General features: G+C 69.5%; 16 protein-coding genes and 1 tRNA gene. 4 read left to right on the forward strand and 13 right to left on the reverse strand.

Annotated features, from left to right (window positions below):
- From ABZ342_RS23885 to ABZ342_RS23895, 3 genes are all read left to right on the forward strand, one after another.
- The gene (locus tag ABZ342_RS23885; RefSeq protein WP_360476801.1) at positions 1–1,245 is read left to right on the forward strand and encodes a GDSL-type esterase/lipase family protein; all 1,245 of its coding nucleotides are present in this window, start codon (positions 1–3) and stop codon (positions 1,243–1,245) included.
- A 91-nt stretch (positions 1,246–1,336) separates the two neighbouring features.
- Positions 1,337–1,726, forward strand: coding sequence for a hypothetical protein (locus ABZ342_RS23890; RefSeq protein ID WP_360476853.1), 390 nt, complete (start codon positions 1,337–1,339; stop codon positions 1,724–1,726).
- Positions 1,727–1,753: 27 nt separating this feature from the next.
- Positions 1,754–2,113: a ClpX C4-type zinc finger protein gene (locus ABZ342_RS23895; protein WP_155549819.1), complete on the forward strand. Its 360-nt coding sequence runs from the start codon at positions 1,754–1,756 to the stop codon at positions 2,111–2,113.
- Here the strand turns inward: ABZ342_RS23895 and ABZ342_RS23900 are convergent.
- From ABZ342_RS23900 to ABZ342_RS23935, 8 genes are all read right to left on the reverse strand, one after another.
- Positions 2,103–2,906: an SAM-dependent methyltransferase gene (locus ABZ342_RS23900; RefSeq protein ID WP_360476805.1), complete on the reverse strand. Its 804-nt coding sequence runs from the start codon at positions 2,904–2,906 to the stop codon at positions 2,103–2,105. The two genes, ABZ342_RS23895 and ABZ342_RS23900, sit on opposite strands and share 11 nt — an antisense overlap.
- Before the next feature lie 48 nt (positions 2,907–2,954).
- Positions 2,955–4,073: a pentapeptide repeat-containing protein gene (locus ABZ342_RS23905; RefSeq protein WP_360476856.1), complete on the reverse strand. Its 1,119-nt coding sequence runs from the start codon at positions 4,071–4,073 to the stop codon at positions 2,955–2,957.
- A 73-nt stretch (positions 4,074–4,146) separates the two neighbouring features.
- A complete protein-coding gene (locus ABZ342_RS23910) occupies positions 4,147–4,641 on the reverse strand; it encodes a hypothetical protein (protein WP_360476808.1) in 495 nt (164 codons plus the stop codon).
- 246 nt (positions 4,642–4,887) lie between these two features.
- Positions 4,888–4,961, reverse strand: a tRNA-Pro gene (locus ABZ342_RS23915).
- Between the two features lie 114 nt (positions 4,962–5,075).
- On the reverse strand, positions 5,076–6,248 hold the full coding sequence (locus ABZ342_RS23920; RefSeq protein ID WP_360476811.1) for an alginate lyase family protein: 1,173 nt from the start codon (positions 6,246–6,248) through the stop codon (positions 5,076–5,078).
- Between the two features lie 195 nt (positions 6,249–6,443).
- Positions 6,444–8,699 (reverse strand): glycosyl hydrolase family 18 protein, encoded by a 2,256-nt coding sequence (locus tag ABZ342_RS23925; protein ID WP_360476814.1) that lies wholly within the window; start codon positions 8,697–8,699, stop codon positions 6,444–6,446.
- Positions 8,700–8,844: 145 nt separating this feature from the next.
- Positions 8,845–9,624, reverse strand: coding sequence for an enoyl-CoA hydratase/isomerase family protein (locus tag ABZ342_RS23930; RefSeq protein ID WP_360476817.1), 780 nt, complete (start codon positions 9,622–9,624; stop codon positions 8,845–8,847).
- A gap of 2 nt (positions 9,625–9,626) precedes the next feature.
- Positions 9,627–10,538 carry a PaaX family transcriptional regulator C-terminal domain-containing protein gene (locus ABZ342_RS23935; protein WP_155549829.1) on the reverse strand — a complete coding sequence of 304 codons (912 nt, stop codon included), beginning with the start codon at positions 10,536–10,538 and terminating at the stop codon, positions 9,627–9,629.
- A gap of 147 nt (positions 10,539–10,685) precedes the next feature.
- On the opposite strand from ABZ342_RS23935, the gene ABZ342_RS23940 reads away from it, so the two are divergent.
- Entirely contained in the window at positions 10,686–12,323 is a 1,638-nt protein-coding gene (locus tag ABZ342_RS23940; protein WP_360476820.1) for an ABC-F family ATP-binding cassette domain-containing protein, read from the forward strand.
- A gap of 100 nt (positions 12,324–12,423) precedes the next feature.
- Here ABZ342_RS23940 and ABZ342_RS23945 read toward each other — a convergent pair whose 3' ends face one another.
- The 5 genes from ABZ342_RS23945 to ABZ342_RS23965 form a co-directional block, all read right to left on the reverse strand.
- Entirely contained in the window at positions 12,424–13,245 is an 822-nt protein-coding gene (locus tag ABZ342_RS23945; protein ID WP_360476822.1) for a carbohydrate ABC transporter permease, read from the reverse strand.
- Positions 13,242–14,192, reverse strand: coding sequence for a sugar ABC transporter permease (locus tag ABZ342_RS23950; RefSeq protein WP_360476824.1), 951 nt, complete (start codon positions 14,190–14,192; stop codon positions 13,242–13,244). The genes ABZ342_RS23945 and ABZ342_RS23950 overlap by 4 nt, the downstream gene beginning before the upstream one ends.
- A gap of 1 nt (position 14,193) precedes the next feature.
- Positions 14,194–15,465, reverse strand: coding sequence for an extracellular solute-binding protein (locus tag ABZ342_RS23955; RefSeq protein ID WP_360476827.1), 1,272 nt, complete (start codon positions 15,463–15,465; stop codon positions 14,194–14,196).
- A 112-nt stretch (positions 15,466–15,577) separates the two neighbouring features.
- Complete coding sequence (locus ABZ342_RS23960) at positions 15,578–17,665, reverse strand: alpha-galactosidase (protein ID WP_360476830.1); 2,088 nt, start codon at positions 17,663–17,665, stop codon at positions 15,578–15,580.
- 75 nt (positions 17,666–17,740) lie between these two features.
- Positions 17,741–18,685, reverse strand: coding sequence for a methionyl-tRNA formyltransferase (locus ABZ342_RS23965; protein ID WP_360476833.1), 945 nt, complete (start codon positions 18,683–18,685; stop codon positions 17,741–17,743).
- Between the last annotated feature and the right edge of the window lie 42 nt (positions 18,686–18,727).

Here is an 18,727-nt window from a genome sequence, read left to right on the forward strand (position 1 = left end):
ATGCGAGCAGCCCATCGGATCGCTGTACTGGCCACGATTTCCGCATTGATCGTCGCTTCGGCGCCGGGCGCGGACGGCGCGGGACACGCCTGGTTTACGTCGTGGGCGCAGTCGCAGGACGGGCACGCGGACGCACCCGTGTCCGGCCGGTCGCTGCGGATGATCACGCACCTGAGCCAAGGCGGCGACGCGGTGCGCGTCCGGCTCCAGAACACGTTCGGCACCGGCCCGCTGACCATCGACCACGCGACCGTCGCGCCGAGCACGAGCGGCGCCGAGGTCGCGGGGGTGCGCGACCTGACCTTCGCCGGCTCGTCCGCCGTCACGATCCCGGTCGGCGGGGACGTCTGGAGCGACGAAACCCGACTCGTGACGCGCCCGGACACGAACCTCGCCGTCAGCATGTTCGTCGCGGGCACGGTCGCCCCCGGCCGCCACGGCGCGGCACTGCGGGACAACTACCTCACCGCACAGGGCTCGGGCGACCACACGGCCGACGCTTCCGGCAGCGCTTTCACGTCCACGGTCGGCTCGACGTACGTCGTGAGCGCGGTCGACGTGCACAATCCCGCCTTGCACGGAACGGTCGTCCCGTTCGGCAGCTCGGTCGTCGACGGAATCGGCAGCACCAACTGCGGCCCGGGGTGCACGCAGCTCGGCGCGGACCGGCGCTGGACGGACGACCTGGCCCGCCGGATCGTCGCGGAGGCGCCCGCTTCGGCCCAGCTGGCGGTGGCCAACGCCGGCGTCTCCGGCACGACGAGCGCGCCGACGTGCCCGGGGATGCCGCCATCGGTGGCGGGCCTGGACGCCGGGAGCCGCCTCGACCGCGACGTCCTGGCGCTGCACGGCGTCACGTCGGTGATCTACTACTACGGCACCAACGATCTCGCCTACGGCTGCGACGGCGCGACGATCCTGGCCAGCTACCGCGCCGTGTTCCAGCGGCTGCGCGCGGCCGGGATCGCCGTCTACGTCACGCCGAGCACGCCGCGGCCCGGCTACGACGACGCCGCGAACCTGGCCCGGCACGACATCGGCCTGTTCGTCTCGCGCTGGTCCTCGTGCGGCGGCACGTGTTCCGGCGTGGTGAACTTCGACGAGGTGCTGAAGGATCCCTTGAAGCCGAACAGCATCCTCCCGGCCTACGACAACGGCGACGGCATCCACGCGAACGCGGCGGGCCAGCAGGCGCTGGCGGACTTCATCTCCCTGCCGACGCTGGCCGGGTCCGCGCGTCGATGACCCGATCCGGGACGGTTCTTCACACGATGGCGTGACCGCGCGAGTCGGAACGGCCGGACTGTGCCCACGGTTCACCACAGTACGTCCGGTGATGAACAACTCGATGGACGACGCCGGGTGCTGCCTGCTGTCCGTGGCCTGGAACGTCGCCCCGCTGACCGAAGGGCGGCCGGACTCCCGGCGCGGCGACCTCCGGCGCAGGGTCGTGGCGGTGTGCCGCACGGCCGGGCACGGCGCGCGCGACTGGGCCACGCGGAACGGGACCGGCACCGAGGCCGAGTACCGGCCGTTCCTGCAGCTCGCCGACATCGCCTACGAGATCGCCACGTTGCTGCAGCTGGTCGAGGACTTCCTGGTGCCGGACCTGGAGCGTGAGCACCGCCGCTGGGCCGAGATCGAGGAATTGGCTTCGCGGATGACGGAGCTCGCCGACTGGACGTCGGGATTCTTGAGCTTGTCAGGGTCCGCCTTACGCGCGTAAGGTCCACCCTGACAAGGGGAGGTTTCGATGGCTGCTGCTGTCATCGCACGGTGTTCGTTCTGCGCGAAGCCGAACACGGAGGTGGACACGCTCGTCGGCGGTCCGGGGGTGTTCATCTGCGACGGCTGTGTCCAGCTGTGCGTCTCGGTGATCGACGGCAAGCCGTCGGACGCGCCGCTGATCGCGCCCTGGGAGCACGACCTGCCGCTCGAGCAGGTGCTGCAGAACCTCGGCCCGGTCGCGGCGGCGACCACGCAGGTGCAGCAGAACCTGGCCGCGTGGGTCGGCAAGGCGCGCGAGCTGGGTGGCACGTGGGCGCAAATCGGCGACGCTCTGGGGATGACCCGTCAGTCGGCCTGGGAGCGCTTCGGTCCGGCTACGGCTTGACGCCGACTCCGGCGTAGAGGCCGTCCTCTTCGGGATCGACGACGGCGGCGAGCCGGTCCGGCCGCCAGTTCGCGGAGGTGGTCAGCCCGGGTTCGACGAGTTCGAAGCCGTCGAAGAGGGCGAGCACCTCGTCACGCGAACGCGGGTAGATGCTGTCCTGCGTCGACCGCATGGTCTCGGCGATCTTGGGGTCGCGCAGGACGGCGAAGTCGTTGGTGAGGTGGGTGAGCGCGAAGTGGCTGCCGGGCGCGAGCGCGTCGCGGTAGGTCCCGAAGACACCCCGGACCTCCGGTAGGTAGTGCCCGAGGGTGATGGCCAGCAACCCGACGGGTTCGCTGAGGTCGAGCAGCTTCCGCACGGACTCGGAGCCGAGCACGGCTTCGGTGTCGGTGGCATCGGCCTCGAAGGCCTCGGCGTGCGGATTGTCCTTGAGCAGCATGAGACTGTGCGCGACGGCGACGGGTTCGTAGTCGACGTAGACGACCTTGGCCGCGGGATCGACGGCCTGGGCGACTTCGTGCACGTTGCCGACGGTCGGGATCCCGGAGCCGAGGTCCAGGAACTGCCGGACACCCTGCTCGAGCATGAACCGCACGACGCGCCGCAGAAAGGCCCGATTCCGCCGGGCGACGGCGGCCACCTGGGGCTGAATGGCCTCGAGCCGCTGGGCAACGGCCCGATCGGCGGCGAGGTTGTGGGCCCCGCCGAGGAGGTAGTCGTAGATCCGGGCGGCACTGGGCCGCGAAAGGTCGGCATCGGGCGGGATCCAGTCCGCGCCCTCCTGATCGGTCATCGCTTCCCCCTCGAATCGGCTCGGCCCACTTTAGCGGGCGCTGCCAGGTCACGCCCGGATGATCAGCCCGTTCCGGATTTCGGTCCCCGCCGGCAAACGGGCATCGGTGAAGTCGGCACGGGTGACGGTCGTGTCCTCGAGATCGGCTCGGTCGAGATTGGCGTGCCTGAGGTCCGCACCGGTGAGATCGGCGCCGGAGAGATCGGCGCCGCTCAGGTTCGCGTGGGAGAGATCAGCGCCGACGAGAGAAGCGTGACTAAGGTCGGCGTCCGCGAAAAGCGCGCGGGACAGCAGGGCCCCGTTCAGCCGGGCCCACCGGAGATCGGTGTCTTCCAGATCGATGCCGGCGATGTTCGCGCCGGTCAGATCGACCACACCCGCCCAGTATCCGTCGGCTTCCGGTCCGTAGAGCAGGTGGTCGCGCAGGATGCGCTGCGCGGTCAGCCGGACCTGGGCTTCCTGCAGGTTCTGCTCGTGCCGGTCGAGCTCGTCCGGCGTCGCGTCGGAGGTGGGAGTTTCGCCCGGGGTGTAAGGCATGCGGAGGTAGGCGCAGACCACGTTCAAGATGGTTTCCTGCTGGCTTTCATGGCTCTTGCCGAGCCGTTCGAGGGCGTAGAGCCCGGCGAGCCGGACCGCGGCGTTCCTGGACCCGAGCTGGTCGGCGGCTTTGGTGTAGAGCTCGGTGACCCGTTTCTCGGCGGCATCGAGATTGACGTCGGCGGCGGTGTGTTCTTGGTGAATCTGCCGGCGAACGGCGAGCAGCAGCGCAAAGATCCCGGCGGTCCCGGCGCCGACTCCCAACCCGGTCTTGATCGCCTCGACGCGAGCGGCTGCGCGATCGTTCGCGTGGTCGGCTTCCGAGAGGAGCCAGTGGGTGGCTCCCACCACGGCGACCAGGACAACTGCGGCGGCGGTGACGACGACCCACCAGCTCAGCCCGGGCGACCGCATGCGTCCGGAGGGTTCCTTGAGCGCCCGCCACGCGCCGACGGCCACGAACAGGAGCGCGACGATGATCAAAGCCAGGCCCGGAGCAAGCGGCCGCGCCCACCGCGCGGCGGCCGGCCAGTCGACCAAGTCGAACCAGCCGGCCAAGAGCCCGGCTCCGAGCAGCCCGGCCAGGCCCGCCGCGAGTCCGAACCACCGGGCGCGCTGCCACCGTGTCATCAAGTCCACGGTCGGATAGTCGTCGACTCGCTGAACGCCGCTACAGCGGTGTACCGGCGTCGTCGAGCTGGACTCAGGTGACGGCGAGCGAGCGTGCGCTGTTGTCGAAGTCGCGGCCGAAGCACCGGGCCATGTCGTCGCAGTTCTGGTTCCAGGTGACTCCGTTGCCGTTGAAGCCCGTCTGGTTCCAGAAGGTGACGAAGCACCCGGAGCCGGCCTTGATGACGTACGAGCTGATCCGGCCGGCCACGGGGAAACCGGTGGAGAACTGGCGTACGCCGAGATTTCCTTCTGACGCCTCGTTCGTATCCTTGGCGGCGTCGCAGTAGGTGCGTCCGTAAGCGCTGGCGAAGTTCAGGTATCCACTCGCGCCGCTCCAGCCGGTGCCGTCGAAGACGGTGAGCAACGGGCTCAGCGACAGTTTCGCCTGGTAGGAATCAAGCGCCCCCTCGGTCGCGAAGCACGCGGCAGGGCCACCGGCGAGGTCTTGAACGCAGTACGCGCCGGAGGCCGCCCTCGCCTCGGCCGTTGTCGGCAGGACGAGGAGCGTGGCCGCGGCGACCGCCACACCGACGATGGTCCTCCATGGCTTCATTTTGCGTGCCTCTCCGAAGTTTCGGTTGCCGCCGGATCCGCCTTCAGTCCCAACACGCATCACTCGGTGAGCGGTTTAGTTCGATAGTCAGGGAGTCGGCCGGCTATGTGCCGGAGAGACAACGGCTCGGGTGGTCGTGGACGGCTCGCTCGGTCCAGGGCAACGCAAAAGGCCCGTGAGCTGCGGTTTCGCTGCTCACGGGCCCTGCAAGTGTGTCCGTCGGGCTGACAGGATTTGAACCTGCGACCCCTTGACCCCCAGTCAAGTGCGCTACCAAACTGCGCCACAGCCCGGACCCGCACTCGCTGAGTGCGTGAGAAGTACTTTAGCGTGTCCGCCGAACCGTCCTGCGCGCGGGGTCCTGATCCGCCTGACCTGCGGAAACAGGTCAGGCGGACTCGGGAGGCTCACGCAGCGTTGCCGGCGTGGGTCAGTGTCTGCCACGCCACGAACAGGTTGTTCGAACCCGCCGGGCGCTGGCGCTCCGTCAGCGTCTGCGTGTTCGCCATCGCGATGCCCAAGCGCGTGTGCAGCGCGTTGAAGCCCACCTCCGTCACCGGGCCGAGGCCCAGCTTCAACGAACCGCCGCAGAGCCAGGACGGCGCCGCCGTGCCCAGCTGGTACTTCGACTGGAACCCCAGCGCCTGGCGCAGGCGCTCGCCCACGTCCGTTCCGTACACGTCCTGGCCCTGGATGCGCAGCGTCTCCGCCACGTCCGCGATCGCCGCTATTCCGTAGCCCGTGTGGGTGAAGTCGCGGCAGGTCTCCTGCGTGAGGCCGTCCACGAACGTTCCCTGGCCCTGCCAATAGCCGACGATCTGGTCCCTGGTCGACAACCCGCTGCCCGGGACCGTCTTGGGCAACGATCCGTCGGAGGACAGGTACACGTAAGCCGCGACGCGGTTGCGGTAGCGGGTCACCGCCTTGTCGAAGTTCGTCTTGTCCTCCAGGAACACCGAGATGCCGACCGCGGCCTCCATCATGGACAGTTCCCAGTTGCCGTTGCTGTTGCTGCCGTTGATGATTTTGTTCAGGTAGACATTGCGCAGCATCGTGCCGAAACGGCCTGAGTTCGGCCAGCTCGTGTACGTGTACTTGATGATCTCCGCCGCGCGCGGCCAGGACGAGCCCGCCCAGCCCGTCTGCAGAGGCGCGTTGCTGTTGGTGTGACTCGTGATCGTCGCCGACCACGCGTCCATCAGCGCGATCGCTTTCTGCGCGTAGCGGGCGTCGCCGGAGATGTACCAGATCAGGGCGTCCGTGTACGCCGCGATCGCGTCTTCGCGCTCGTCCGTGCAGCCGTAGTTCGGGTTCGAGTACGAGCCGCATTCGACGACCGCGCGTGGCTTCGGTGTCCGCGAAAGCGATGCGTACGCACTCGCTTTGGCTTGGTCGTAAGCGGCTTTCCACGGCTGGGCGCCGGCGTTCACCTGCGCCTTCACGAAGTCCAGCTGCGGACGGCTGACCAGCACGCCCGGGTGCGTGAACGTCGCCGGCGCCGCGGGGGCCGGGGTGGCGACGAGGCCCAGGGCCAGCGGGACCGAGAGGGCGAGGGTCAGGACTTTTCTCAAGCGGGACATGGCTCTCCTCGAGACGGCGTTGTCCTTGAAGGGAGGTGGTTCACCAGCGCGCTGTCCCGACAGTCTCATGGTCCAGACCATCGTCAGTCAAGAAGCGGGATGCCCTTTCTTCGTCTCCTGAAGAAAAGAGCCGGAAAATGTTCAGCCCGCTGAACGGAAAACGCCTTCCGTTCAGCGGGCTGAATTACCGTGCCATTAGCCGAGACCCGCGCTGACGGCGTTCATCAGCGCCCCGGTGTCACCCGACATCTCCCACGCCATCACGCCGAGCAGGCCGCGCTGCTTCAGCCACGTCGTCTTCAGCCCGATCGACCAAGCGTCGTCGAACGTCCACCACTGGCCGCCGTTGCCCGTGTAGCACGACGTCGCCACCGCCGCCGTGTCGTGGTGGACCGTGCACCCCGGCACGCTCGCCAGCAGGTTCGCGTACCCGCGGGTCCCCGCTTCCTCGGTGAACTGCCCCGGGGCGGCGCCGGTCGCCGACTGCCACTCGCCGCTCTTGCCGCCGTCCGCCACGCCCTGCCAGCCTCGTCCGTAGAACGCCAACCCCAAGGTCAGCCGCCGTGGGTCGACACCCGCGTTCGTGTACGCGTTGATCGCCGCTTCCGCGCTGAAGTGGAAGTTGTACGGGTCGTCCGCGTCCGCGTACAGGTTGCCCTGGTGCCCGGTGCGGTTCGGCTCCCACGAGTTGTCGCTGCCCGAACCGTGGAAGTCGTACCCCTGCACGTTCGCCACGTCCAGGTAGCTGAACACCTTCGACAGGTCCCAGCCGGAGGCCACCTTGGCCGGGTCCGCCGGCGTGAACGCCTGCAGCTGGTACCGCTTGCCGGTCGTCGCACCGTACGCGTCGAGCTGCGCGCGGAACTCGGCCAGCAACGCCGTCAGGTTGTTCTTGTCGTTCGGGCTCCAGTGGTTGCCCGGGTGGCCGTCGGCGCTCGCCGGCCACTCCCAGTCGAGGTCGATGCCGTCGAAGAGGCCGGCCGCCGTGCCCGGGCCGCCCGCGCCGCCGTAGGTCGCGAGGTTGCCCTTGATCCACGTGTCGAGGCACGACGCCACGAACTTCTTGCGCGACGCGTCCGTGGCCGCGACGTCCGAGAAGTACTTCGAGTACGTCCAGCCGCCCAGTGAGACCAGCACCTTCAGGTTCGGGTGCTTCGCCTTGAGCTTCTTGAGCTGGTTGAAGTTGCCGCGCAACGACTCCCAGCCCGTGTCGGCCACGCCGTCCACCGACTGCGCCGCCGCGAACGGCCGCGAGTAGTCGGCCTCGGCGTCGCCCGCGCCGTCACCCTGGTTGGGATCCTGCGGGTTCGCGGTCGTGCCCTTCGTGACGCCGGAGAGGCACGTCAAGTTCACCGGGTCGATGTTCTCGAACGCGTACAGCAGGTGCGTCAGCTTCGCCGCCGCGCCCGACGTCTCGAGGTTCTTGACGAAGTACTGGCGCCCGTAGATGCCCCACTGCACGAAGTACCCGACCTTCGCGTAGCCCGCGACGATGTCGCCGGTCCGCGCCGTCACCGCGGCACTCGGCGCGGACACGTTGTCGTAGCCGTCCCGGGCGCGCACCGTGAAGGTGTACGAAGTGGACGGTGCCAGCCCCGTCACGACGGCGGACGTCGTGGTCACCGTGGTCGCCAGGGTGGAACCGCGGTAGACGTCGTAGCTGACCACGCCGGTGTTGTCCGTCGACGCTGTCCAGGCGAGGGAGACGCTGCCCGAGTCGGCGGCCGTCGAGCGCAGGCCGCCCGGCGCGGACGGCGGGGAAGTGTCGTCGGCCGGGTTGTTGGTTGTCACGGCCAGGGCCGCGCTCGCCGCGGACGTCGTGCCCTTGGAGTCCTTGGCCTTCACTGTGAACGAGTACCCGGTACCCGGCGTGAGCCCGCTGATCGTGGCGCTCGTGCCGGTCACCGAGGCGGCCAACGCCGTGCCCTGGTAGACGTCGTAGCCGGTCACCGGCAGCGATCCGGCCGTCGAGGCGTTCCAGGCCAGCGCGACCGTCTTGGTCGTCTTCGCGACCAGCCGCAGGTTGGCCGGCGCGCCCGGGGGAGTGTCGGGTGAACCGTCGCAGTTCGCGTTGTCGACCCGGCACTGCGCCGGCGTCGCCGCCGCGCTGAGCCGGAACGTCGGGCTGTACGGGTAGGTGGTGCGGCCCGGAGCCAGTGTCGCGATGTAGTACGCCGGGGTGAGCGTGACCTGGGTGCCGTTCTGCGTCACCGTGCCGTTTTCGCCGGTCGAGGCGGTGACGCCGGCGGGCAGCGTGAAGGTGATCGCCCAGTTGCTCACCGAGGCGGTCCCGGTGTTGGCGACGGTGTATGTGCCGGTGGTGCCGCTCATCGCCAGGGTGGCGGTCAGCGAACCGGCCGCGGCGGCGGGTGGCGCGAGCGCCGCGACGCCGCCGGTGGCGATCAGTACGGCGGCGAGCGCGGAGCGTAGTCGTGCGGGAGTGCGTCTCATGGCGGTTCTCCAAGCGGCACGAGGGACGAGGTGGTCTAGACCACGTCCGAATGTAACCCGCACCGGATAACCGGTCTAGACCACATCGATCAAGACGAAACGGGCCCGCGCCCGAACGGTCGAAGCCGTTGTCCGAACGGAGGTTTCACCGCCCCGTGAAGGTCGCTTTCCCCGGTCCGTCGGCGAGGAACGACTTCACGGCGTTGCGGAGGTCCTCTGTCTCGAACAGCTCGGCGGCGATCGACGTGATCTTCGCGTTCGCCTCCGGGACACCGCCGGTGGAGAAGTGGTCGAGGACGCGCTTGGTCGCCGCGTGAGCGCGCGTCGGCCCCTCGGCGAGCCGGGCGGCGAAGGCACGGGCCGCGTCGTCGAAGCCGTCGTCGGCCAGGACGCGGTTGACGACGTTCCAGCGCTCGAGCGTCGCGGCGTCGTAGGTGTCCCCGGTCATCACGAACTCCTTGGCGCGGCCGACGCCGGCGCGCGCGGCGAGCCGCTGGGTGCCGCCCATGGTCGGCGTCAGCCCGACGACCTTCTCGACCAGCCCGAACTTCGCGCGCGACGCGGCGAGGAGGAGATCGCACGCCACGGCCACCTCGAACGCCCAGGTCAGGCAGAGGCCGTGCGCGGCGAACACCGTCGGGAACGGCAGCGCGGCGATCCGGTCCGGCACCGCGAGCATCTCGTCGAAGAGCACCTTCGCCTCGGCGGGCGAGCCCTGCGCGTCGAACAGCGAGACGTCCACACCGCCGCTGACCACCTTGCCCTCGGCGCGGATCAGCAGCGCCCGCGCGGGCGACGTTTCCAGGGCGCCGATGGCGTCCGACAGGTCCGTTTGCAGCGAAGCCGTGTAGAGGTTCAACGGCGGAGCGTCGATCGTCAGGACGGCGAGCCCGCCGTCACGGTCGAGGCGGACCTGGTCGGTCATGTTCACCCTGCTTCTTCGGCGGCGACGATGTCGTCCCAATACTGCTGGGCCTCCGGGCGCCAGTCGACGTGTTTGTGATGGAACAGTTCCGCCGCTTTCGTCCCGCTCCACTTCGCCGGCAGGAGCTCGGCGGGCAGCTGCGGGTCGAGGAACGGGAACCGCCGCCACTCGTGGACCAGCTCGGTCTGCGCGCGCAGGACGGCCCGGCCGCCGGTCGGGTGCAGGCCGGTGAACCGGTCGATGAAGTCCTCGTAGCGGTCCTTCAGCTCGGTGAGGTCCCAGGACCGCGCGACCATGGTCTCCTGCTCGCCGACCTCGCCGTAGCCGGCGGTGAAGGACATCGCCTGGGCGTCCAGGCCGAGCTCGCTGACGATCTGCTGGGCCTCCCGCTGGCGGCTGAGGTCCGGGCTGACCCACACGCCGGCGACGGGCGAGCCGAAGCCCGCCCAGGTCAGCCGCGTGCGCAGGCGGTGCCGCAGGTCGCGCTTGGCTTCCGGCACGGAGACGATGAGCATCAGCCACTGGCCGTTCCAGGGGCGCTCTTCGCGGCCGAACGCGTAGATCCGCTCGGCGCCCTCGGTCAGGAGACGGCGGCCCGGCGGCGTCAGCGACCAGCGCACCCGGCGCCCGACGCGCTCGGAGACCATCCAGCCCTCGGCGGCGGAGCGGGCCAGCGCCTGCCGCGCCGACTTCTCCTCGATGTCGAGGATGCCGAGCACCTCGACCAGCATCGACGTCCAGACCGGCGTGTCACGGGGCAGCGTGTACTCGCCGAGCACGGTCATCAGCAGCGACCGTGCGCTGGCGTGGCTGACCTCGCGGCGCCGGCTCACCGTGGGGCGGGGCGCGGAGGGGCGGCCTTCCCTCGGTTTCGGCCTGCGGCCGAGGGTGACCGGGGGAGCGGATTCGCCCATCTGTGTTCACCGACCTCACTGCTTGGCTGTTCTGACAACCGAACAGGTTACCCACACTCAGTGATCAAAGCGCCACCGGACACACACAGCCGGTGGGTTTGACCATGATCTGACAGTTCAGCACGTGGCCGTAGACTTGGCCACCTCATGAGCGCAACTCTCGTCGCGAAGGACCTGGCCGCGGGCCACGGTGACCGCATCCTCTTCTCCGGCCTCGATCTCGTGGTCGCGCCCGGCGACGTCGTCGGCCTGGTCGGCGTCAACGGCGCCGGCAAGTCGACGCTTCTGCGGACGCTGGCCGGGCTCGCCCAACCCGATGACGGCGAGATTCGGCTGAACCCGCCGACCGCCACCGTCGGGCACCTGCCGCAGGAACCCGAGCGGCGCGAAGGCGAGTCGGTGCGGGCGTTCCTGGCGCGGCGCACCGGCGTGTCGGCGGCGCAGGCGGACCTCGACTCGGCGACCTCGGCGCTGACCGCGGGCGAGGCCGGCGCGGACGACCGCTACGCCGTGGCGCTGGACCGCTGGCTCGACCTGGGTGGCGCCGACCTCGACGAGCGCGCCGCCGAAGTGGCCGCCGACCTGGGGCTCGCCGTCGACCTGGACCAGCCGATGACGTCGCTCTCGGGCGGGCAGGCCGCCCGAGCCGGGCTCGCGTCGCTGCTGCTGAGCCGCTACGACGTCTTCCTGCTCGACGAGCCCACCAACGACCTCGACCTGGACGGGCTGGCGCGGCTGGAGCGGTTCGTGTCCGGCCTGCGGTCGGCGACCGTCCTGGTCAGCCACGACCGCGAGTTCCTGGCGCGGACCGTCGACCGCGTCGTCGAGCTGGACCTGGCCCAGCAGCAGGTCAACGTCTACGGCGGTGGCTACGAGGCGTACCTCGAAGAGCGCGAGGTCGCGCGCCGGCACGCGCGTGAGGAGTACGACGAGTACGCCGACACGAAGGCGTCCCTCGAAGCGCGCGGGCGGATGCAGCGGGCGTGGATGGAGAAGGGCGTCAAGAACGCCCGCCGGAAGCAGCCCGACAACGACAAGAACGCCCGGAAGTTCCGCGCGGAGGCCACCGAGAAGCAGGCGTCGAAGGCCCGGCAGACCGACCGGATGATCGAGCGGCTGGACGTCGTCGAGGAGCCGCGCAAGGAGTGGGAGCTGCGGATGGAGATCGCCGCGGCCCCGCGGGCGGGCGCAGTGGTCGCGACCCTGCGCGGCGCGGTCGTCCGGCGCGGCGGGTTCACGCTCGGACCGGTCGACCTGCAGATCGACTGGGCGGACAAGGTCGCCATCACCGGCGCGAACGGCTCCGGCAAGTCGACGTTGCTGGCCGCGCTCCTCGGCCGGGTCCCCGTCGACGAGGGCGACGCGGCCCTCGGGCCCGGCGTGGTGGTCGGCGAGGTCGACCAGGCCCGGCAGCTGTTCCTGGGCGACGTGCCGTTGGCCGAGGCTTTCGCGCGCGAGGTGCCTGAGCTGCCCGACGCCGAAGTCCGGACGTTGCTGGCCAAGTTCGGTCTCAAGGCCGCGCATGTGCTGCGTTCCGCGGCGACGCTCTCGCCGGGGGAACGGACGCGGGCCGCTTTGGCTCTGCTGCAGGCGCGCGGGGTGAATCTGCTGGTGCTGGACGAGCCGACCAACCACTTGGACCTGCCGGCGATCGAGCAGCTCGAGGCGGCGCTGGACAAGTACCCGGGCACGCTGCTGCTGGTGACGCATGACCGGCGGATGCTCGACGCCGTGCACGTCGGCCGCCGCCTTGAGGTTGATGGTGGGAAGGTTCGCGAGCTGTGACGCTGGTGCTTCCGGCTGGGCGGCTTTGCAGAGCGGTGCTCTCGACTCTGAGCGGTGCTCGCCAACGCCGGTGAGCAGTGCTCTCGTGGGGAAGCGCCGCTCACCCCTTCGTCGCGCCGCCCGTAAGGCCTTTTACGAACTGCTTCTGCAACGCCAAGTAGAAGATCAACACCGGCAGCGTGGCCAGGAACATCAGCGCGAACACGCTGCCCAGGTCGGCCTGGTACTGGCCGATCGAACGATAGATACCCGTGGTGATCGTCGTCCCCTGGCTGGGGCCCAGGATGATCAGCGGGTCGATGAAGTCGTTCCAGATCCACACGCCGAGGAAGATCAAGACCGACGCCGTCGCCGGCCGCAGCAAAGGGAACACCACGCGCCAGAACACCTGCATGCGGCTCGCGCCGTCGAGGAGGGCCGCCTCCTCCAGTTCCACCGGGACCCCGCGGATGAACCCGCTGAACACGAACACCCCGAACGGCACGTAGTACCCGACGTTGAACAGGACCAGCCCCTGCAGCGTCGCCATCAGGTGCGTGACGCGCAGGACGTCCGTGATCGGGATGAGGATGACCTGCGGCGGAATCATCAACCCGGCCAGCAGCACGAGCGTCAGGACCTTCGTCCACCGCTTGCCCGAGCGCGCCAGGTAGTGGCCGAGCATCGCCGACAGCACCGTCAGCACCAGGATCGACAGCACCGTGACCACGATGCTGTTGGTCAAGCTGACCCAGAACAGCCCGTCCGGCCGGGTCAGCACCGCGTGGATGTTGGCCAGCGTCGGCGGCAGCGGGAGCGACGCCGGCGACGCGGCGATCCGGTCGCCCTGCTTGACCACGTTGACCAGCACCAGGTACAGCGGCACGAAAAACACCGCGCTGACGACGAGCGCGACCGACGGCCGCAGCCAGGCCCGCGTCACAGGTCCACCTCCCGGCGGCGGAGGAAGTTCAGCACGACCGTGGTCACCACCGCGACGATCACCAGCATCAGCACGGCCATCGCCGACGCGTAGCCGACGTGGTTCGAGTCGAACCCCGTCTGCAGCACGTCGAACGCGATCGTCGCCGTGGCTCCGGAACCCGGGCCGCCGTTGGTGATCACCTTGACGTAGTCGTAGGTCTTGAACGCCGAAATGAGCAGCACGACCGTGTTGATCGTCAGCGACGGCGCGAGCAGCGGCCACGTGACGGCGCGGAACCGCCGCAGCGGCCCGGCGCCGTCGATTTCGGCGGCCTCCAGCAGCTCGGTCGGCACGCCCTGCAACCCGGCGAGATAGACGACGACGCAGAACCCGAGCATCTGCCAGCACACGATCGACGCGACCGAGTACAGCGCGACGTCCGGATCGGACAGCCAGCCCGGCGGGTGCTCGACCCCGATCGCCCGCAGCAGCGTGTTCAGCGGGCCCTGGTCGTCGAGCAGCCGCGACCAGACGATCGAGACGACGACCGAGCTGAGGATCACCGGCGTGAAGAAGACGCTGCGCAAAGCGTTGTACAGCCAGCCTTTCCGGTCCAGCAGCAGTGCGACGCCCAGGCCGAGGACGTTCGGCACGACCACCACGATCACCGTCAGGATCGTGGTGACCCTCAGTGCGGTCAAGAACTGCTCGTCGGTGAAGAGCAGCTGGTAGTTCTCGAAGCCGACGAACTTCACCGGCGGGTTGAACGGGTTGTAGTTCGTGAGGCTGTACCCGAAGCTGATCAGGATCGGCGCCATCACGAAGCACAGGTAGACGAGCACCCCCGGAGCGCCGAACGACGCGAAGTGCCACACCCGCGGCAGGATCGGCTTGCGCCGCCGCGTGCGGTGGGCGGGCGTCCGCCGGGACGAAGGGGGAGCCGGAGGACTGACGACGGCGGCCAAGTCAGCCCGCCTTCGCCCACTCGGTGTCCAGGAACGCGCACGCGTCGGCCACGGACTTGCGGCCGGTGATGACGTCCTGGGCGGCCTGGTCGACCTTGTCCTTCATGCCGGGCAGCAGGCCGTCGTCGGCGGTCTCCCAGCGGAAGGCGTGCACCACGGCGTTCTGCTGCACGGCCTGGGTGTAGAGGTCGTAGCCGGCCTTGAAGGTCGGGCCGACGTCCGCGGGCGGGGTGTAGCCCTTGATCGCCGGGAACAGGCCGTCGGCCTTGACCGACGCGTCGAGCTGGTCCTTGTCGAGCTGGAAGCCCAGGGCGAACTTCTTGGCGGCGTCGAGGTTGGCCGCCTTGGCGTTCACGATCATGCCGCCGCCGGTGTAGGCCGGGACGACGAGCTTGCCGTCCTCGGTCGGGAAGTTGAAGACGCCGACTTCGAAGTCGTGCTTCTTGGTGTCGGCGTTGGCGGCGAACCAGTTGCCCATCGGGTACATCGCGCTCTTGCCGTCCAGGAAGGCCTGCTCGGTCGCCGCGTAGTCGCGGGACACGCTCGTCTTGTCCACGTAGCCCCTCGAGGCGAGCTCGGCGAGCTTCGAAAACGCTTTCTGGAACGCCGGGTCGGTGAACTTGACCTTGTCCGCGCGGCGCTGGGTCAGCCAGTCGGGGACGCTGTTGTACACCTCGGTGCTGACCAGTCCGGAGAGGATCATCGAGGAGGGGAAGCCGTCCTTGCCGCCGCCGATGGTGAAGGGCGCGATGCCCTTGTCCTTCAGCTTTCCGGCGTCGGCTTCCAGCTCGGCCCACGTCTTCGGTGTCGAGGTGATGCCCGCGTCGGCGAACATCTTCTTGTTGTAGTAGATCGGCGGGATGGTCTGGGTGTTCGCCGGCAGCTGGAAGTACTTGCCCTGCACCGGGTTGGCCTCGGGGAACTGGAAGTCCTTGAGCTCGCTGGGCGTCCACGCGTAGAGGTTGCCCGCTTCGGCGAAGCCCGCCGAATCGACGGCGATCATCACGTCGGGGAACTGACCCGACTGCAGGAGCTGCTTCGCGTACGACGTCCGCCCGTCGGCGGTCGGGGCGACGAGCTTCTTGACCTTGATCCCCGGGTTCTTGTCGGTGACGCGCTTGATGGCGGCGTCCCAGTAGGCCGGGGTGAGGTTCGGTGTCTCGAACGTCAGGAAGGTGATTTCCTCGCTGCCGCCGCTGCCGGTGTTCGAGCCGACCGAACATCCGCTCACGGCCAGGAGCACTGCCGCTCCGAGCGCCAGGGACCGCCTCATCGTTCCTCCCACGTGCCACCCACCATATGTGATGTATGACGCATTTGATCGGACCTCTGATGCGGTGTCAAGCGTCGAATCACGTCGAATCCGGGGTCGATCCGCCGAGAGATCAGATCTTTCGCCGCAATCGGAGGACTTTGCTCGCGAAGTCGCCGGTCGGCAGGCCGAGGGGCAGCCCGCGGGCGAGCAACACCGCGCCGCTGTGCGTGGTGCCGTCGTCGGAATCGACGTACCGGTGAGCGGGATCGAGGCCCTCGAGCCGCAGCGGACGCTCCGGCGCGTTGAAGTGCGAAGCCTGCCGGTAGGCGAAGACGACCGTCCGGTCTTCGTGGACGTACTGGAGTGCGGTGACGCCGTCGTCGACCGGCGGCCGGAGCCGGTGGAGCGCGCCGTGCTGCACGACGGGCCGGATGTCCTTGTAGAGCGCGACGAGTTCGCGGGCGAGCGCGAGGTCGTCGCCGGGCCAGCGCACGATGTCGCCGCCGATGCCGAGCACGCCGGCCATGGCGACGTGGAACCGGAACCGCAGCGGCACCGAGCGGCCCGTGACGAAGTTCGGGTTGTCGGTGACCCAGGCCGACATCGCGCCGGCCGGGTAGAGCTGGCTGTAGCCGTGCTGGATCCGCAGCCGGTCGAGGGCGTCGGTGTTGTCCGACGTCCAGACCTGGTCGGCGCGGGCGAGCACGCCGAGGTCGATCCGGCCGCCCCCGCCGCTGCACGCCTCGATGCGCAGGCCGGGATGGTCGTCCCGGAGGCGGTCCATGAGCGCGTGGACCGCTCGGGTGTGCTCGACCCACAGGCGGTCCGGGTCGGCCTCGCCCGGCCAGCCCGCTTCGCTGAACGGGCGGTTCATGTCCCACTTGAGGAAGTCGACGCCGTGGTCGCCGACGAGCCGGTCGAGCCAGTCGTGCGCCCACTCCCGGACGTCGGGCCGGGCGAAGTTGAGGACGAGCTGGTTGCGCAGCTCCGACCGGCGCCGGTGCGGGTGGTGCAGGACCCAGTCCGAGTGCGCGCGGTAGAGGTCGCTGTCCGGGTTGACCATTTCGGGCTCGACCCAGATGCCGAACTTCATGCCGAGGCCGTGCACGACGTCGATGAGCGGTCCGAGCCCGTCGGGGAACCGGGCGCGGTCGACGTGCCAGTCGCCGAGGCCGGCGTGGTCGCCGGTGCGTCCGCCGAACCAGCCGTCGTCCAGCACGAACAGTTCGACGCCGAGCGCCGCGGCGCGCTCGGCCAGAGTGCGCTGGCCCTGCTCGGAGACGTCGAAACCCGTTGCCTCCCAGGAGTTGTAGAGCACCGGGCGCAGCTCTCGCGGGTGGGGGAGGACATGCTCGCGGACGTAGGCGTGCCAGGCGCGGCCGGCGGCGCCGAACCCGCCGGCGGTGTACAGCCCGGCCGCCACCGGGGTGACCAGCGGCTTGCCGGGACCGACGCGGTGGGTGACGCCGTCCTGGCCGAACCCGCCGCTGACGGTCAGCCGCCCGGTGGACGACCGGGTGGTGGTGAGGCGCCAGGAACCGCTCCAGGCGAGGGCGACGCCGTAGACCTCGCCGTGGCGTTCGGTCGCGGTGGCGTCGTCGACCATGACCCACGGGTTGGCGTGGTGCCCGGTGATCCCGCGGCGGCTGGCGAAGGTCGTTTCGCCGTGGGGCGCGGGGGTGCGGCGGAGCTGGGTTTCCGCGGCCCAGCGGCCGGTGACGTGGCTGAGCCGGTAGTCCTCGAGGAGGGGCAGCACCCAGGTCGCGGAGTCGGCCCGGACCACTTCGACGTCGGTGTCAGCGGCCAGTTCGGTCCACCGTTCGAGCACGTCGCCGCGATGCCGGTAGTGCAGGGTGATCCGCAGCGGGTAGTGGCGGTCGGCGAAGTGGATCTTCAGGTGATCCCGAGTGATGTCGTGGTCCTGATAGCGCCATTCCAGAGCCCGCGTGCCGTCGGCGAACCGGAGCTGGAGGGCGGGGGTCCAGTACTTGGTCCCGCCGTCCGCGGCCAGTTCGTCCCGGCCTTCGCCGGGGTCGTTGAAGCCGTCCCACCAAGGGAGCGTTTTACCGATGAGGTCCGGGATGTCTTCGGCGGGCAGCCTCGGGCCCCAGTAGACGTGGGTGGGCACGTCGTCCTCGTCGAGCCGCAGCGCGTAGGTGCTCGACGCGGCGGTGAGCACCCACGCGCGATGGTCTTCGAGGAAGCGGATCCCGGCCATGCGGGCCATCCTGGCGCCGGGACCGCCGTCGGCCAAGAGATGTCCCGCTGACCGGATGTGTCAGCCGAGGAGGGGTCAGGGCCGGTCGGTGAGGTAGCCGCCCATGGTCTTGAAGTACTCGGTCGCGGGCAGGTCCGTGCCGTCGGCGGTGCGAACCTGCTCCACCAGCAGACCCGGTGCCCGGCCGCGACGCGCGTCCGGCCCCGCCACGATCACCACGCCCTCGCCCTCCCGGATGAAGATGCGGCCCGGCGTGCCCCCGTAGTGCCCGCGGGACACCGAGGCGCGGAGGACGCGCAGCTGCTCACCGCGGTGGAAGGTGAACGCGTTCGGGTACGGGTCGGACAGCGCGCGCACGAAACGCTCGATGTCCGACGGCGGTGACGTCCAGTCGATGAGGCTGTCGCGCGCCGCCCGCTTGTGGAAGAAGCTGGCCTTCGTGCGGTCCTGGGGCACCGGGGTGTAGCCGGTCTCGATCATCGAGATCGCTTCGGCCGTGATCGGGGCGATCAGGTCGACCGTGCGGTGGAACAGGTCCGTCGTCGTGTCCGCCGGGCCGACCGGGATCGCGCGCTGCAGGACGATGTCGCCCGCGTCGAGCTCGCCGTCCATCATGTGGGCGGTGACGCCGACCTCCGGCTCGCCGTTGATCATCGCCCAGATCAGCGGGGAGAAGCCGGCGTAGGACGGCAGCAGCGAGTCGTGGATGTTGAGGGTGCCGTGGCGCGGGAGCTCGAAGATCTCCGGCGGCAGCCACGTGCGCCAGTTGTTCGCCACGATCAGGTCGAGGTCCGCCGCCTTCAGCTCGGCCAGGAGCTCGGCGTCGTCCGGGCGGTTGCGCAGCAGGACGCGGATGCCGTTCGCCTCGGCGAGGTCGGCGACCGAGTCGGCCCAGATCCGCTCGTAGGCGTGGTCGCTCTTCGGGTGCGTGACCACGAGGGCGACCTCGTGGCCGGCGTCGATGAGCGCCTGGAGGGTCCGGTGCCCCCAGGTCTGGTAGCCGAACATCGCCACGCGCATTCGAGAGTGCCCTTTCGTGATCGGGGACGAACATCACCACGA

Origin of the sequence: Amycolatopsis sp. NPDC005961, assembly GCF_040629235.1 — a bacterium.
GTDB classification, from domain to species: domain Bacteria; phylum Actinomycetota; class Actinomycetes; order Mycobacteriales; family Pseudonocardiaceae; genus Amycolatopsis; species Amycolatopsis camponoti.